Origin of the sequence: Ligilactobacillus salivarius, assembly GCF_035231985.1 — a bacterium.
In the GTDB taxonomy this organism is placed as follows: Bacteria; Bacillota; Bacilli; order Lactobacillales; family Lactobacillaceae; genus Ligilactobacillus; species Ligilactobacillus salivarius.
In genome coordinates this window covers 228,469-247,930 of sequence record NZ_CP117984.1, presented here as the reverse complement: position 1 = coordinate 247,930, position 19,462 = coordinate 228,469, and the positions used below count along the sequence as shown (strand labels likewise).

Annotated in this window: 6 protein-coding genes; all 6 read right to left on the bottom strand. The window is 34.1% G+C overall.

The genetic code is table 11. The annotated features are described in order from the left end of the window. Nucleotides 1-18 precede the first annotated feature (18 nt). Nucleotides 19-735, bottom strand: coding sequence for a hypothetical protein (locus PTA89_RS10160; RefSeq protein WP_147759571.1), 717 nt, complete (start codon nt 733-735; stop codon nt 19-21). An 18-nt stretch (nt 736-753) separates the two neighbouring features. Next, nucleotides 754-2,994: a DNA topoisomerase gene (locus tag PTA89_RS10155; RefSeq protein WP_324177487.1), complete on the bottom strand. Its 2,241-nt coding sequence runs from the start codon at nt 2,992-2,994 to the stop codon at nt 754-756. A gap of 13 nt (nt 2,995-3,007) precedes the next feature. Then, on the bottom strand, nt 3,008-4,180 hold the full coding sequence (locus tag PTA89_RS10150) for a toprim domain-containing protein (protein ID WP_239834485.1): 1,173 nt from the start codon (nt 4,178-4,180) through the stop codon (nt 3,008-3,010). 204 nt (nt 4,181-4,384) lie between these two features. Beyond that, nucleotides 4,385-8,431 carry an ArdC-like ssDNA-binding domain-containing protein gene (locus tag PTA89_RS10145; protein WP_324177486.1) on the bottom strand — a complete coding sequence of 1,349 codons (4,047 nt, stop codon included), beginning with the start codon at nt 8,429-8,431 and terminating at the stop codon, nt 4,385-4,387. After that, a complete protein-coding gene (locus PTA89_RS10140) occupies nt 8,431-8,607 on the bottom strand; it encodes a hypothetical protein (RefSeq protein WP_003699134.1) in 177 nt (58 codons plus the stop codon). The genes PTA89_RS10145 and PTA89_RS10140 overlap by 1 nt, the downstream gene beginning before the upstream one ends. 644 nt (nt 8,608-9,251) lie before the next feature. Further along, nucleotides 9,252-19,391, bottom strand: coding sequence for an SspB-related isopeptide-forming adhesin (locus PTA89_RS10135; RefSeq protein WP_324177485.1), 10,140 nt, complete (start codon nt 19,389-19,391; stop codon nt 9,252-9,254). Between the last annotated feature and the right edge of the window lie 71 nt (nt 19,392-19,462).

Sequence of the window (19,462 nt, the reverse complement as noted above, 5' to 3'; positions counted from 1 at the left end):
TCTAAACACCTCATCTTATTACCACCAATCGGCAGGAATTTCAGTTCCGTCATCGTCATCATCAAAATCGTCTTCATCAGCATCAGCAGAATTAGTGGTATCTGTTTTTTCTTCTTTATCATTATCCTTATTTTGATCTATTGGAACTTCTTTTTTATCAATTTCAGATAAATCTACTTCAGTATTTTTTTCTTCCTTGTCATCATCTTTATTTTGATGTGAACCAGAAAAACTAACATAGTTATCAGTTACTTCATCTAGATCATCATCATCTTCTTCAGTATCATCTGTTATATCTTTTAAATTATTCTTTTTATTCTGAAATTCAGTTAGTATTTCATCATCTGATATTTTCTTAGTTTCGGTAGGTTGAACTTTATCAACAACCAACGTTTTATCTATAATTTCATTATCTTCAGCATCTACTTGGTCAACTTTTTTGATTTCGTCTTCTACTTTGTGTTGTTCCACCTTTTTTACTTTGAAATTTTCTACAATTGTTACATTGTCTAGGTATTCTTTAACCTTAGTTTCTCCATTTTCTCTAATTACTACTTGTGAGACACTAAGTTCCCAAGATTTATCGGCATTATCCTCGTCTAGTAACTTATCAATGAACTTACGCTCATTAGTTACGGCTTTAAAAAGGCCGTATTCTCCTTGAACGACAAAAAGATAATGATTATCTGAATCTCTCAAATTTATTTTCTCAACTAATCTACCTCTAATTTTCATAAAATGCGCTCTCCTTTACTATTTTGATTTGAAGCCCCAATATTCATGTCCTTGATATTTTTGTTTCTCTAATTTACCACTTTTCTCAGTGCCATTGTAGTTAAAGGTAATTGTTTTTCCACGAATTAAAGCTTGAATCTCTGGTTCTGAGAAAATATGACTTCCCCATTTATTTTTAAACTTAATTTTTTCTCCATTAATTTCAGCAAATGTATAATTGTTCTCGTTAATAGATTTTCTCTCATCAGGTGAGAAACCCCAATACTCATGTCCTTCATATGTTTGTTTTTTTAACCTACCTGTTATAGTAGTTCCTTTGTAGGTAAAAGAGATTGATTCACCCTTACTCAATAAATCTATCTCTTCTTTGGTAAAAGTATATTTACCCCAACTATTTTTAAACTTAATATCTTCATCATTGAATTTAGCTGTAACATAACTATTACTCTTTTTAGGTTTTCCTAATACATCTACTAACTTTGTAGCATTCTCTTTAAAGATTGGCTTATCGTGTATAATAACTTTAGTTACAGTATCAATAGTATCTTGTGGTTCTCGTTTAAAATTACCTACCTCATCCATCATCTCAAACAATCTAATTGTGATATTTGGTGAAGCAATGTATGTTTTTTCACACAAAACAGCTGCGATCATACCTTGATCAGTTAAATCTAATTTTCCCTGCTTATCAGTTAAAAGATAAGCATTAGCCTTAGAATTAGTAATCTCTGACATAGTATTTTGCTGCGTTGCACCCGTACCAACACCATATTTACCATAATTTCTTAATTTGGCATAAAGCCATTTCTTTGTAGGTGATGCTGGTTTAGAATTAGCTCCCTCAAACACAAATGGAACAGCATTGGTACCAACATCTTTTTCTTTTTTGATCGCTGTAGGATTATATATTTTACGGTAATTCAATTTTTTAGGGATATTAAATTTAGTCTCAAATGCAGGATATTCTAATAAAGATGCTCTGACCTCTTCATAAACATAATCTTCTGCTAGTATAGCCAAAGTACATCTAGCCAGCACTGTATAGATATCTTTAGCGCATTCACGATCTCGCTCTTTATCAAAAATTTGGTTAAATTCATCTAAATTTTCAGGAATATTGCTACCAGGACGATTAGCCCCGTGTGTTGCACTAGATTTCACATGGCTAGAGCGTGCTTCTCTATGTGTCAATAAGTTTGTATTCACACCTACTAATGCAGCGATTTTATCGGCATTTTCTGAAAATTCTCTAAACTGTTCTTGAGTTATAAATTTATCCTCAGTCCTAGGATATGAGACATAACCTTTCTCATATAGTTTTTGATAAACAGTTTTAACTTGATTAGACGGATAATTTTTTTTTGAAAGAATTGCATCCAAACTTGCTAAATCTAATAATGCTGGTGGTGCTTGTGTAGTGGTCTTTCTAACTACATCACCAATTGGACTACTAGAGTACATAGACAATTCAGTTTGAGCATCTTCTTTTGACTTATGGCGAACTAAATTTAACTGTTCTTCATCATCTTTTTTAATTTTTCTAGCATATATATGGCCATTTTCGTCTTTAAACTTAGCCTCATAATATGGCTTTTTAACATAGTTTTTAATTTCGTCAAGTCGTTCTTTTACCAAAGAAATTATTACCGATTTTAATCTACCTTGATTTGCTACTTTAACATTAAAACCTGCTTCTCTAGCATAACTAGTCGCTAATCTAGTTAATTGCATTGAAGAAAAATCCCATTTATTTCTGACCAGTCCTTTTAGATATTCACCATCTTGATTTTTATCTGAAACATCTTTTAAATTTGACATAGCCTTACGTATAGATTTAGGAGTTTCATCATCATGGTATTCACGTAATACAATTCCGTTCCATCTTATGTACTCAATTATTTCCCATGCTAGTAGTTCACCTTCACCACTTGGATCGTTATCTGTAGCAATCACAATAGCTTTAGCATTTTGAGCTGCATCTTTAATTGAGTTTAAAATACTTCCAGCATTTCGAATAGGACTTCTACTCCATGAAAGGTTAGATAGATTCCAAGGAATAGTCTCTGGATCCCATGACTTGTACTTTTCTTTTAGAGAAGAATCTACTTGATTTTCAGGTTCAGCTAAGGTCAATAAGTGACCTCTAGCATGTACAATTTTGTAGGTTTTACCATTGAAAGTACCATTTTTCCCGCCAAGCGCTGTACTGAAATTTTCAGCAGCACTAGGTTTTTCTGTTAAAATCAAATAATCAACCATATGTATCACACCCCTATCTTTCTTTAGATTTACGCTTATTAATCACATTAGGAGACTGTACATTATTTTTTTCTTTAGGGTAATTAACAAAATCAAATTTTTTCTTTTCATGTGCAGCTTCAGTTGCAATATCTAAAGCTACATTATCTCCTAATTTTTCTTTAACATACTCGATATACTGAGGCATATCTAGCGTTGTAAATTCTGTTTCTCCTTTCTGTAAGGCTTCATTCCAATCTTTAACATCTACACTTTTAGGAATATCCGCATATACCTTAACTTGTTTTTCATCTGTTGCAAATTTAGATTCAAACCCTATGTCTGTATCAACAATAAACTTCATGAAGGCTTTAACTCCTGCTTTATCAGTGTCAAAATTTAAATGTAACTCATCAGGAACTCCGACTGTTTTAAAAAATTCACCAATTGTTTCTAACTTAGTCCCTGCCCCGTTTAATGATATAAACCTATAACCTTCATCTTTTTTCTGATAGTTTTTGGGCATGTATGTTTGATAAAAACTTAACGCATCAATTGGGCTTTCAAAAATAAAGAATTTTTGTTTATCAGCCTTAGTTCTAACACTAAAATTGAAACCATAATTTTTCTTAGATCCAGGAACAACCATCTTCTTGGTTCCTCTGTCACCATATTTTTCATGATCAATCCTAGTACCTTGAATATCTGATCCTACTTCTTGTCCTTTTTCTTTCCAAACAAACAGTGCGTCACCATATTTTAGTTCTCGAAGTAAGTCTCTATCTATGAGACCGTTTACTAAACGTGTACTTAACTTTCGCTTATTAATTAAATAGTCTTTTACCTGTTCGTGATTACCTTTATTTTTCCATTTTTCTGGGACATACTTTTTATCCTCATATCTATTTGCAACAGCTTTTGATAATTCTGGAGATAATTCCTTTAATTCTTTTAGAATGTCTGTTGACTCCATACCTAAATACTCTCTCATAAATTGATATAGATTGCCACCAATGCCTTTAGAGTTCCAAAAAAATGTTTCACATTTCTTTTGATCTGTGATTCTAGTATCAATAACCAAAGAATCGTGATCCATTAATTTGAGGTAGTTTCCATTTCTAGTATAACCTATACCTTTTAAGTCTAAGTATTTCTGAATAGACTGGTTGCTAAGTTTTTCAAATAAATCTCTATCCAAGCTCTCCACCTCCAATTTACTTAAGCATAGAGAAATGGAGATGATAATAAAACTTTCGCCAAAATAAAACATAAAAATTTAAACCTAGTACAAATTTGTACTAGGTTTAGTTTTTTAATTAATATCAATTAATATTATGCTAATTCTAAGCAAAATAATAAGACAACTATACATCTAAACGCTGAACGCTTGCTTAAAATGCGTCTGACAGCACTATCTTTCCTTAGCTACACTAGGAGCTATAAATCCTCTACCTTGATTAAATGGTATAGTTCCTGTAGAAACTCCTCTAACTTTATCGGCTAGCATTGTACTAAATCTTGTATTTAATTTTGCAACCTTTTCAAAAATAGAAACTTGTTCCTTAGTACCTAGCTGCTTTAAGTTGTTCAGATAATTATCTTGTACTTGATCATAATCTTTTAAAACAACTTTTCCCCACAATTCTTTACTAAAGTCATCTGAGATTTTTGTCTCTAACTTACTAGTGATACCTCTTAGTAGCGTTTCATTTTCTTCTTTATCAGTCATAGATTGTGGTTGAATAATTATTGATTCATCTTCAATATAATATCCTACTCTATCAGGTTCACGTCTAATGGTTGCAGCGTCATCTTTACCATGAGTATAAATTCTGATACCCAAGTCGGTCGCAACTTCTCTTAATCCTTGGTTGATTGTTTTCAAGTCGGTATTTTCTAGTACGCTGTCTTTTTGATTAGTATATCTGCCATATTCTTCTTTAGGAACGTTAGTTTGACTAACATCAAAAACTGTTTGTAGCTTGTAATACAATTTCTTCTGAGTTTTGAGGTTACCATTCTTGATAGCCTCTTTTTCCGAAGCAGTCGCTTTAAAAACATCTACAACAGATTTGTCCGCGCGTTGAAAAACTTCATGCTCTACAGGTTTAAGAATTTTTATTCCTTTCTCACCTTTTTTAACATGGTACCCATCTTTTTTAAATTGATCAAAAGTTCTAACCCCTGTGGCATTTGGTTTTTGTGCTAGAATCAAAAGTTGGTTTCTTGCTGAGTAATTATTAAATTTCTGCATGTCTGAGAACAATTGTAAGGTTTCTTGAGAAGTTGATAGTGTATTATTTATTTTTTCTTCAATAAATGTTTTTAGTTTATTAATAACCTGTAATTGTTTACCTTGCTTAGGTGTTTCTTTTTGATTTTTATGTTCTTTTTCAACTTTACTATTTTGAATATTACTTGCTTTGTCTATCTTATTTTGTTTTTCCAGTATTTCTTCTACAGCTGCTTTTGATTCATCATCTTTTGGTGTATATTTTTGACTTACTTGAAAATTACCCTTTTCAGTTAGTTCCAAAGCAACTCCTCTTAGATTATTTACGAAATAAATACTAGGCTTCTTTTTCCATTGTTTTATGATATTATCATCAACTAATTTTTTAGCACCTGGGGACAAAGGTGTTTCAGCCAATTTAGCAATCTTCTCTAATTTGACAAGTTCTTTTTTATATTTCCTAATAGTTGCTTGATTATAGTGAGACTCACCTTGCTTTGCTTTTTCAATTTCAGCCTTAATTCGTGGAATATTATCTACACTCATTATTAGTCCACCTTGCTTATTAAGACCAAGAGCTTTATTTTCATCTTGCCACTCAAGTTTTTCAATAAGTTCTTTTTGTTTTTCTATTTCAGTAGATAATTGTGTAGCCTTTTCATCTAATTTATTAGCTTTATTAAAAAATGCATTTCCACCACGTTTATCATTCATAGGCTGACCATTAGCCTGTTTATAATGGTCATATATGTTTTTCGTAGCTTCTGAAAATTCTTTTTCCAAGCGAGCTAATTTTTGTTTGGCACGTTTGGTTTTATATGATTCATACTTTTTTTCAGGTGCGTCTTCTTTACTTGACGATTCTTGTTTCTCATTATTTTTTGAATTATTATCTTTCTTATTTTGAATACTTTTATTATCTTCTGATATTTCCTTGTTCACTTTAGGTTCAATGACATTAATAGAAACTGCAGATACTAAATATTGTGCTGCTAAGTTACCATCATCACTAGGCAAAATTACGTTTTGCTTATTACCTTTTACATCAATATAACTTAACTCAACTCCAACAGCACGACCTAAACTGCTCATAATTGATTGCATTTCTTGTTTTTCAACCGTAAATTCAGTTCCTAAAATATTTAGTTTATCTCCAATATCACTATTCTCTAACTTATTCTGTAAATCTACTTTGGTTGCAAATTCTGCTAATGCTTCTGAACTAAAATATCCTGTTGGTCTAAGTCCTGTAGATTTAGTATAATCTTTAATTTTCTGAGACAATAATTCCAAGTTTTCTCTGCTTATCGAATTAAGCACTAATTTTAGATACTTTTTACCCTTTTTAGTAATCACTTCTTTTTCACTATTATCTTTTGTTTTGGACTTTTCTTCCTTTCTGTCTTGATTTTTGTTTTTATCTTTTTTTAGCTCATCAACTAGCTTTTTAGCTGAATTATCAAGTTCCTGTTTTTCTGTTTCTAATTTCTTATCATTATCAGATTCATTTAAATCTAAATTTAGATCTTGTTGTTCAGCATTTTCAACTGACTTACTATTTGTTGCTTTTACTTTTTGTTTATATTGGGTACGTTCTTCTAAAGTCTGATTATATTCTTGTACACGTTGACGATAATCAGGGAATTTATTATCAAAATAGTTTACGATATTTTTTCTAGTATCGTCAGTAAAAAATGAATATATAAGGCTATTCTTGTATTCACTTCTGTCTTTTAATAATGAATTTTGCAGCCCTATTTCTGAACTATATACTTCAAAAGCTCTAGCATATACTTCTGTTGGAGTAGTGTAGTAATTAATAAAATGACTAGACATTTTAAGTCCATTAGCCACTCTATTTTGAATTTCATGTTGTGTTTGATGCAAAATCTCTTTGAAGTCATCTTGCATTGATAAAATATGTTTGAATCTATTAGCGTATTGTCTAGTTTGTCCATCTTTAGAGAGTTCAGAATTATTAGCATTGTAGTCTAAAAAGTGACCATATTCATGAATAAAAGATTCTATTCCTACACCTGATGGGCGGTACTCACTTTTAGACTCGTAGCTTCTAAAATCAACAGCTAACGTATTATTGAAAGGTACAAATAAGCCTGTTGCATGGTGATTTCCTAATTTTCTAAAGCGCAGAATCGGTTTTTCATCATTTGTTGATTTAGGTAAGAATTTAACAGTTTCTCTAATTTCAGGCTCTAACTTTCTAAATTTGTCTATGTCAACATCATTATCTAATTCTAGGTCTTTAAAATCTTGTTTTAAAGATGACTTCTCCATAGCATCTAAAGTAGCTTTATTAATATTTTTCTTAGTTTGCCAACTTTTTGCGTGTGTCTGTGCTTCAATATCTACTTCATATTGCATTTGTAGAGTTAAATTATAGGTATCTTCTAGATAATCAGATATACTATCAACCGCTTGATTTCTTAATTGTCGCTGCTCATAGTACTTAAAATTTATTCGTTGCCAATCGTTAACTTGTATCATGTAATCAGGATTAGCATCAGCTTCTTTTCTCATTTCTGCCGTTATCTCATTGTCATAATATGGATCGTGTGTAAAGAGATACGCTCTCTTCTTACCACTATTTTCTGGATTAGTAATACGTGCCAACAAAGCATTGACTTGTTCACGACTATCTGTATCTTTTAACTCACGTAAGATATCTGTACATAATTTATCATAACCAATGGCCCTGTTTAAATTACCTATTTTTAATTCAGAAGAAAGGTCATTATTACTGTCATAAATATCGTAGTTATGCTTATGTAAAGTACCTACTTTATTATCTGGATCTAAAATAATAGTTTTACTTTTCTCCCATAAAGCTGGATTTCTACTACTACTGTCAGTATATGAAACCTTATATACATGGTTTTTCCATCCATCGGTTTTAAATAAACTACTTGTTTTTGGATAAGATTTAAATATATTATGCCTATCAGTAATTTTACCTATATTCTCATCAGATAAAGTAGTTTTCTCAATATTTATATTACTTATATCTCCTCCAAAATAATCTTCTTGATTCAGCATTCCTTTAATTGCAGTTTTTTCATCTTCTTCAGTCCATTCGCCATTACGATAGATATAATCTGCAGTCTTTCTAAAAATTGTATATAGAGTATCACTAGGGGTAACATTTAAACTTTTACCAGTTTGTTTAATTCCATAACGTTCCTTCATTAAATCTGTAATCTTTTCCATTAATCTTGCACCTCCTCTTCAGGCTGTACAAAATTTGAGTGGAGTTCATAGATAACTTTAGCTAGAATGTCTTTTGCTCCTTGATTATAGGGAGTATTATCCAACTTTTGGTATTCTTTGTTCATACGACTTAATTCAGCAGAGAATCTCTCTACATTAAATTCTTTTGTATCCATAATAAAAGCACATCCTTTCCTCTTTATATAAGAAAAGATATGCTTTCTGTTTGAATTATTTAATTTTCGCCAAAATTTCTGAATTCTCGTTAAAATAAAAATTTTGACATATTTTTAACTAAATTTAGTAGCAACTCTCAAAAAACTTTTAGCCGTACTTCTTTTAATTGTTTTTCTTTACTTTTGGATCTATGCCATGTATTATTGTATATGAAAAGAGGGCAACAGCTCCTAACCTGTTACCCTCAAGCGTGAATGTTTAAGACTATTGTGGTGTATAAGCTAGTTACGATTATTTAAAATCGTGATTAGCTTTTTTTATTATCCAATATGCAATAGCAAGATCTACTACGAACTCACCTAGAGCAAGGATAACCCAAGCCAAAGCCTTTACACCTCTAGCCTCTCACGTGTTGTCATGACTCATCACCTCGCTGAATGTTTAATGTTTGAGGGGTGTTCAGCCTTACAACAATTCACTAAGTCAATCCATAAGGTAGCTAATCTTATTTCATGACCTGAATACATTATACTATAAAACGAATGTATGTTAAGTCAGTACATAATAGTTTTTCCCCTCTATAATTAAAAAACATCTCATGAATTTACACGAGATGTTTTTTTGATTTATACCTTAAAATATATTAATCTTCACGTTTCTTCAAACTAGTTCCTGCCATACCCAAAGCAGCTACAATTGCAGCAAATCCTACTACTTCTTCAGCTAAAGTATCATTAGCTTCACCAGTTTGTGGTAATGCTGGTGATTCAGGAGCTTTAGGAGCAGGTGTTGATGTTACCATCTTCATTGGTTGTGGAGTAGCTGGTGTTTGTGTTTGAGCTACTGGGACACTTGGTGTTTCAGGTGTCTTAGGAGTAGCAGGAGTTTCAGGCACTTTTGGTTCAGGAGTTGTTGAATGAACAGTGTTTGAACCAAATTTTTGACTGTTGATAATGTTTGTGTAAGTATTATCAACTTCGCCAGCCTTAATTCTCTTAACACTCATCAAGATGTCAGCTGCAAAGCCACTCTTATCAAAGTCAACCTTATCCAAGAAGTCTTTATCAACAGAGAACTCAACTGAACCGGTCTTAGTATCAATGTTTTGACTTACGTGGTTAGAGATATCTGTACCAGCTTTTAGGACTGTACCATCTTTAAGAGTTACATTAACTGTAAGTGGAGCGATAAATTGACCGTTGTATTGGTCGTGATTTTCATCGTAATCATCAACCCACTTGTATTCGTAGATGTCATGTCCTTGATCCTTATCTAAGATACCACCTTTAAGCAAGTAATCGAAGTTTTGACCTAATTCAATTGTATGATTGTTTAGGCTTGTACGATTATCTGCTGAGATAACGATATCCTTCTTAGGGTCAATCTTAGGAACGTTGTTAGAAACAATGTCTGTTGCTTCACCTTGGCCGAATGTTAATTGCCATGCTTTGTTTTGGTATTTGCCAGCAAAGCCTTCCTTAACTTTCATTGGAGCGTTAACTGTGATATTTGTTCCTGTTTCAACATAATCCTTAAAGAATTGTGCTGGGTCATCAGCTGAGATTAAGACAAATGCACCACTTGGAGTGATACCGTTAGCCTTCAAAGCTGTAGCAACGTTTTCTGGAACTTCAGACAAGGATTGATATACCTTAGCTGATAAGCCCTTGACTGTCTTTCCGTCTACTGTCTTGTAGGTGAACGTTTGAGGATCAACATCTAAAGCTTCTTCTGGATAGTCATCAACGAAGTAGAAACCTTTAGCTAAATCTTGGTCTGTAACCTTGATACCTTTGAACTTAGCTAAGTCCATTGTTAGTTCGTAATTGTTTACAGAACCTGGTAGGACGTTCTTACCATCAATGTTTACACCTTTTTCATTCTTATCAACCTTAGTTGGTGTTGGTTTAGCAGGTGTGTCAACAGATACTTCGTTTGTTTCAGTTACGTTATCGTTAGTTAATACTGTAGCTTTATTAGTAATCTTTTGAGCGTCACCTTTAACCTTAACAACTAAGTCAATAATAGGTGTATGAGTTTGTTTGGACTTATCTTTGTTATATAGACCTAGCAAGTATGAGTCTTCAGTAAAGGTTAAGTCTTGACCGTTCTTATCTAGCTTGTAGTGGCTAGTTACATCTTCAAGTTCACCTTTATCGTTTTCGATCCAAGCCTTGAATCCAACAAACTCAGCGTTCTTATCTAAGGTATCTTTAACTACACGTTTAGTAATATCTTCAGCACGTTCAGCTGGTAAATCACTAGTTGTGATTGGGTATGTTACAACCGAACCATTTAGAATTAATGAGCCGTCAACACTGTTTTCTGTATCGCCTTTAACATCTCCGCCTAACTCAACGTCCTTGTGAGCTTTTGGTGTAAAGACAACGATTGGTGTATCAGGGACTTCATCAGTAATTGAGTCAACTGTAACAGAACCCTTGTTGTGTAGTACTGTTGCATTTTCAATACCGTTGTTAATAGTAAATGTTGTTACCAAAACAGCCTTGCCTGAAGGTGTTTTAGCTGCATCTTTACGAGTAGCTACAACCTTGCCATCTTTATTAGTCAAGTCGTATTCAGACGTTACGTCCTTTCCATTTTCAAGCACCTTAGCACTATCTAACTTAACTTTATCAGCAAAATCAGAGTAGTTATCAACTAAGACTAACTTATTTAATGGAGTTGCAAGTTTGCTTGCGTCAGGTAAATCAACAGAGACTTGAGCAACTGCTTTATCGCCTGAGAAGTAAATCTTATTATCAGTTACATTGTTATCTAATACCCAATGTTTCTCACCATCAGGAGTGTAAGTCCAGATTGAAGGTGTATTTGTTGGTACAGTGTTCTTATTAAGTGTACCAGAACCACCATTAACAAGCTCTGTACCAGACTTAACATCTTTGTGAATTTCAAAGTCAACTAGTAGTTGAACGTTACCTGCTGGGGTCTTGCTTGCATCTTTACGTACAGCTGTAACATGACCGTTTGCGTTCTTGATTGTGTATTCAGACGTTACATCTTTACCGTTCTCAAGCACTTTAGCAGACTTGTAATCTACTAATTTAGAAAACTTGGAGTAATCATCGTCAATGCTTACGTTTGAAAGCTTATTGATTAACTTGGATTGATCAGGTAGAGTCATGCTTACTTGTGCATGAGCTGTCGAACCGTTGACGTAGATCTTACCATCAACGTTTTGATCGCCTTCAACCCAGTGTTTGCTTGTATCTTGAGTATAAGTTGTGATACTTGGTGTATTTGTTGGTACATCTTGTCCGTTCAATGTACCAGAACCGTGGTTTTCAAGGATTGTACCATTTGGAATACCGTGGTTTACTTCGTAATCAACAACAAGCGATACTTGTCCACCGTCAGATTCACTACCAGCTTTCTTAGTAGCTGTAACGTGTCCTGCTTTATCATCTTTGATAACGTAGTCAGCTGTTACATTTTTACCATTTTCGTAGACTGTAGCGTCCTTAACATTTACATACTTAGCAAAGTTAGAGTAATCACTTGTTACAGTCATAGGTGTCTTAGCATCTACGTTTGTTGGAACAGCCATATCAATTTGGCTCTTGATGTTGTTATCACTTGTTACAGCAAGGTTGCTTGTAATGAATGATTTAGCGAACAAACGACTAAATGCTAATCTGTTTACAGTAGATACTTTGTTGTCGTTGACATTAGCACTAGCTGTGTGTACTAAGTCGTTAACGTTTAGAGCTTCATTAGCCTTTAAAGTAGCCTTCATTGTAGCATTAGCAGCACCTGTATGATCGTAAACCTTGCTTGCGTCCTTGCGTGTAGCTACTACTCTACCATTTTCAACATGAATATCATATTGATCTGTAACATCTTTACCGTTCTCGTAAACATGTACGGCTTGTAGTGTAACCTTGTCAGCAAACTTGGAGAAGTCATCAACCAATTGGATCTTATCTAATGGTTTAGCTAAGTTTTCTTCTTTAGGAAGAGTCATATCAACTCTAGCTGTAACAACGTCATCATTGATTGCAATCTTGCCATCAACGATTTGTCCACCATCATCTCTCCAGTGCTTTTCAGTATCTTGCTTGTAAGTAACGATTGTACGATCAGGAGTTTGCACTGTTTCGTCGTTGATTGTGCCGTTACCACTATTGACTAGTTGAGTTCCGCTCTCAATGTCATTGTGTACTTTCCAAAATACTTGTAGAACAACTTTTCCACCTGGTGTTGTACTTGGATCTTTTCTTGAAGCAATTACAAACCCTTGCTTAGCAACCTTAATATCGTATTGAGATGTTACGTCCTTGCCGTTTTCAAGAACTTTAGCCGACTTGTAATCCACTTTATCAGCAAACTTAGAATAATCATCAACAACTACAACATTTTTAAGTTTTTCAGCCAATTTGTTAGGATCAGGCAAGGTCATACTAATTTGTGCGCTGACGTTATCGCCGTCAATGTAAGTTTTGCCATCAACGATTTGTTCTCCCTCTGTCCAATGTTTATCAGTATCTTGTCTAAATGTAACGATCTTAGGTGTATTAGTTTCAATAGTTTCTGTATTAAGAGTACCGTAACCCTTATTAACAAGCTCTGTACCAGACTTAACATCAGAATGTACTTGTAGGTTAGCGATTAATACTACCTTGCCACCTGGTGTTGTAGCTGGATTCTTTCTTGTAGCTGTTACTTTGCCATTAGCATTGACGATATTATATTCAGACGTTACGTCAGTGCCATTTTCAAGCACTCGTGCTGAAGTATAAATAACTTTATCGGCAAAGTTAGAGTAATCATCAACTACTTCTACTTTAGACAGCTTATTAGCTAACTTAGTAGGATCAGGCAGAGTCATCTCAACTTGACCATGTACAATATCTCTATCAATAACAGTCTTATCATTAACGATTTGACCTTGAGAATTGATCCAATTCTTAAGTGTATCTTGTTTGTAAGTTACGATGTTTCGATCAGGAGTTGGAACTGTTTCATCATTGATGCGTCCGTCCCCACCGTTAACAAATACTGTACCAGACTTAACATCAGTATGGATTCTCCAAGTTACGTTTAAAGTTACAGAACCGTTTGGAGCTGTAGAAGCGTCTTTACGAGTAGCTACAACCTTGCCATTAGCATTTGCAATATCGTATTGACTAGTTACGTCCTTACCATTTTCTAAGACTTGTGCTGACTTGTAATCAACCATCTTAGCAAATCTTGAATAATCGTCTGTAACTGATACATGTTTTAGTTTTTCAGCTAGCTTAGTAGGATCAGGTAAGGTCATAGTTACTTGACCATGTACAAAGTCATTGTCAATGTATGTCTTACCATCAACTACTTGACTACCTTCAACCCAGTGCTTGTCAGTATCAGGCTTGTAAGTAACAATATTTGGTGTTGGTGTTGGAATTGTTTCTGCGTTTAAGGTTACTTCACCAGAGTTCATCAAAGTTGTGCCAGAAGGTACATCTGTGTGAATCTTGAAGTTTACCTTAAATTCAACCTTACCACCAGGTGTTGTAGCTGCATTCTTTCTTGTAGCAACTACGTGACCGTTAGCGTTAGTAATATTGTATTGAGCTGTTACATCAGTACCATTTTCAAGCACTTGTGAGCTTACATAATCAACTAACTTAGCAAAGTTAGAGTAGTTATCGTCCAATTGAACCTTAGTTAATGGTGTAGCTAAAGCTTTTGGATCAGGTAGATTCATAGCTAACTTAGCATGAACCATATCATTATCAATGTATGTCTTACCGTTTACTACTTGATTTTGAGAGTTGAGCCAATCCTTTAATCCGTCTTGTTTGAAGGTAACAATATTACGGTTTGGTGTTGGCACTGTTTCGTCATTGATACGACCATTACCACTATTAACTAATTGAGTACCAGACTTAACGTCCTTATGGATTCTCCAATGAACGTTTAAGGTTACCTTACCTGCTGGAGTTGTACTTGCATCTTTACGAGTAGCAGTTACATGTCCGTTGGTATTTGCAATAGTGTATAGGTTTGTTACATCTTTACCATTTTCCAAGACTTGAGCTGATTGATAATCAACTAAGCTTGCAAACTCGGAATAATCGTCTGTAACTGATACATGTTTTAGCTTTTCAGCTAGTTTAGTAGGATCAGGCAAGGTCATAGTTACTTGACCGTGAACTACATCATTAGCAATGTAAGTCTTGCCATCAACTACTTGACTACCTTCAACCCAGTGCTTGTCAGTATCAGGCTTGTAAGTAACAATATTTGGTGTTGGTGTTGGAATTGTTTCTGTGTTTAAAGTTACATTACCAGAGTTCATTAGAGTTGTACCAGAAGGCACATCAGTATGAATCTTGAAGTTTACCTTAAACTCAACTTTACCACCTGGGGTCTTGCTTGCATCTTTACGAGTTGCAATTACATGACCGTTGTTATTTACAATGTTGTATAGACTAGTTACGTCAGTACCGTTTTCAAGCACTTGTGAGCTTACATAATCAACTAATTTAGCGAAGTTAGAATAGTTATCGTCCAATTGAACCTTAGTTAATGGATTAGCTAACTTAGTAGGATCAGGTAAGGTCATAACTAACTTAGCGTGAACTGTGTCATTATCAATATAAGTCTTACCGTTAACGATTTGACCTTGAGCGTTAATCCAATCCTTTAATCCATCTTGTTTATAAGTAACAATGTTACGATCAGGAGTTGGAACAGTATGATTATTAATACGACCAGAGCCTGAGTTCACAAGTTGAGTACCAGAAGGAACGTCTTTATGAATTGTCCAAGTTACATTTAATGTTACATTACCCGAAGGTGTAGCAGCTGCATTTTTACGTGTGGCAACGACTTGACCATATGCATTAGAAATATTGTATTCAGACGTTACGTCCTTTCCATTCTCTAAAACTTGAGCTGACTTGTAATCAACCATCTTAGCAAACTTAGAGTAATCGTCAATAACTTGAACAGTAGACAATGCTTTAGCTAAAGTGTTCTTATCAGGTAAGCTCATTGTTACTTGACCGTGAATTGTATCACCGTCAATGTAAGTTTTGCCATCAACTTTTTGTGAACCTTCGACCCAATGCTTGTCCGTAGATTGAACATAAGTTAGAATTTTAGCTTCATTTGTATTAACAGTATTGTTGTTAATGCGACCAGAACCACGGTTGATTAACTTAGTACCAGAAGGCAAGTTACTATTTAGCTTAAAGTTAGCAACTAGGCGAACACTACCAGAAGGAGTAGCACCTGGGTTCTTTCTTGTAGCTGTAATCTTGTTACCAGCATTAGTGATATTGTATTGACTCGTTACATCTGTATTATTTTCAAAGACTTGTGCATTCACATAAGATACTTTGTTTGCATAATCACTGTAATCATCAACTAAAGCAACGTCTGTTAAAGCTTTAGCCAAACTGTCCTTATTAGGCAAAGTCATAGTCACTTGACCGTGTACCATGTCTTCGTTGATGTAAGTCTTGTCATCAACTACTTGTGATCCTTCAACCCAGTGTTTGCTTGTATCTTGCTTAAATGTAACAATTTGTGGAGTATTTGTATCAACTGTATGATTATTGATACGTCCAAATCCACGGTTAGTTAATTTAGTACCAGACTTGACATCATGGTTAATTGCAAAAGTAGCAATCAAAGAAACCTTACCACCAGGTGTTGTCGCAGCGTTCTTACGTACGGCTTGCAAGATACCACTTTGATTTGTGATATTGTATTGACTCGTTACATCTGTATTATTTTCAAATACTTTATAAGATTGAAGTACGGTCTTATCAGCAAAATCACGATAATTATCACCAATAGATACATAAGATAAAGTCTTAGCCAATTGCTTAGGATCAGGTAGATTCATGTCTACTTGAGTTGTAACAATATCATTGTTGATGTAAGTCTTGCCATCAACTACTTGTGATCCTTCTACCCAGTGCTTCGTTGGAGTTTGTGTGAAAGTTACAATCTGTGCGTCAGGGGTTTGTACAGTTTGAGTATTAATTGTACCTGAACCTGAGTTAACCAACTTAGTTCCTGAAGGCACATCAGGGTTAACCTTAAAATCAACTACTAATGATACGGTACCGCCATTAGCTGTTGCAGGATTTTTACGTGTGGCTGTTACTACCTTATTATTGTTTACAATTGTGTAATCACTCGTAGCATTGCGTTCATTCTCGTAAACATTTGCTCCTGTTACAGTAACTAAATTAGCAAATTTACTATAGTTATCTGTAATTGCTACATTACTTAATTTATTCGCTAATTTAGCAGGATCGGGCATTGTCATCGTTACTTTTGCATGGGCAATATCTTCATTAATTTCAATCTTGCCATTAACAGTTTGACTACCCTCTTTCCAAGCTTTATCAGTAGTTGGATTAAATTCATCGTAACCATGTGCTTCACCAAATGTTACACCGTCTCCACCGCCTACAGCACGGTCAATTTCTCCATCTGTAATGCCATCATTTAGGGTTTTAAGAACTGTATTTAAAGTATAAGTTTCATTATCTTTTAAACTAGATACATTTGTTGGTGACCATGATACAACATGATACTTCTTGCCTTCAAAAGTCTTATCGTACTGAGTAAATTTACCTTGAGCAGTAACATTAGTACCATTGCTTGTTGTTACAGTCCACTTACTTAGGTCAAAACTAACTGGTAGTCTGCCATCATTTGTATATTGGATAGCGTCACCTACAGCAAATTTGTCTAGTTTTTGATTTACACCAGTATATTGACTGATGTGTTGAGTACTTTCGTCACCCGCAATTAACGTCTTACCTTCCTTATCTGCCTTTTTAGTTGGATTAGGAATTGGAACTGAGATTTCATTATAATGGTATGAAACTGGTGTGCCACCTGGTATTGTTGCTGGCATAATTGTGTCATAGTGATAAGTTACTTCTGTTGGAGTTGGTTTCTCCAAAGCAACGTTCGTGTGTTTATACTTAACCGTTAGCTTTGGTTTTTGAATATCTGTCTTTGGAATTACAGTAGCCATGTTATACCATAATTTGTTTGCAGGAAGATTGTTTCTCAATTCGTCAGTAGTGAAATATTTTTCACCACCAACACCCACTTCAAAAACATATTTATCTCCTTCTAAAGAAGCTAGACCTGAGCCATAAAATGCTTTGTTATTCATCCAACCTGTATCCCAGCCATAGTATTTATCAAAATTAGGTGAATGCTGGGGATTAGTATTATAATGGCTATCTGCACCATATTCACTTTCTCTCGCTGTATTAGGATATGTTGAATATAATACATTTCCATTGTGAACTGATACGGAAGATCCTGCTAGTCCTAGGGCTTTACCGCCAGAGATTATTTTTGCATATTCATAGTGATCTTGTCCGTTTTGGTAATTATTCAAGGATCCTATAGCTAAGTAGGCAGTCCCTTTTTCAAAATTAACCTTAGATCCATCTTCATAATAAAATTCATAAGATACATTAACTTTTGAATTAAATTCTTCAAAACCATTTGTAGGATCAGAGTAAATACCTAAACCATTTCCCCATGCTGATGTATTAGGGGTACTTGTATAGACTTCTACAATTTTAGTTATTTTTTTACCTTGATAACTAGAATTTTTTAATCCTGTAAATGTAGCTATTACTTTGAATATTTGTGGAGTATCACTACTGAAAGTAGTTATTGTAATATGTTTTCCTTGCGGAATATCAATTCCATGTCCATAAGCTGTATCTCCAGTTTTTAGCGTTTGCGAACTCTGTTTGATATTATTTCCAGTTACTTGATAACTAACTTTGGCATCCCATTCGTTAGCTAAAGTTAGATTTTGAATAATTTCATTAGATGAAACTACACTAGAGTTATTATTAATTTTATTTAGATAATTTTGTAAATCAGATTTGTATTGTTGTATCTGTGCATTTATATCATTCGTTTGTTGTGTATTTTGATCTTGAATTTGTTTCTTTTTAGCTTCAAAATCTGATACTGAAACTGTTGCAGTTGAAGTTCCACCATCAATTACTGTTACGCCTTTTACAGCTTGTGCAGCTTTAATAGCATCATCTAATTTTTTACGTGTAGTATCAGCTGTACTATTTAGGGTATTAGCTTCAGCTACTGCTTTATTGTAAGCATCATTTTTTGCCTTTTGTGCAGAAACTGCCTGATTGATATTGTTAATCTGAGTCGAATAATCATTATTAATTTTATTTTTAGTGTTTTCGACACCAGAAACACCTGTATTGTAAATTTGAGTTTGTGTTTGTTTAACATTCACATTGGCAGTTGATTTAGCATTTTGAACAGCTTGATCTAATTCACGTTTTTTAGAGTTATCCATATTAAATGAATTAGCCGCATTTGTTGCATCATTATTAGCTTTCTGATTTGCAACTTTCTGATTAATTTGTGTAGCTTGGTTTTGATAATCCTGTTCAGCCTTTTGCTTAGCTTCAGCAACTGTAGATCCTGTAACAGTTTGTGTTGGGGTTTGATTAACAGTTACATTAGCTGTTGCTTTAGCATTTTGAACAGCTTGATCTAATTTGGAACTGTCAGGTGTTACAGGTTGAGTGTTAGAAGTTACCGACGTAGCACTAGCAGTTGTTGCTGTTACAGCATTACTACCACTAGTAACAGTTTGCGTTCCAGTTGTGGCAGTTGTATCTGCACTTGCATGACTTGTAATTGATCCACCAATTACTGGGATAGCTAGGGCAGTAGCTGCGATCGTAGCCGTTACCCAACCATGTTTCGTTTTATACAACTTATAGTGTAATTTTGTTTCTGTCATAAGTTTCTCTCCTTTTCTTTAAAATTACATTTGAACTTTATAATATTTTTTTTGAAGCACAAAGTTTCGCC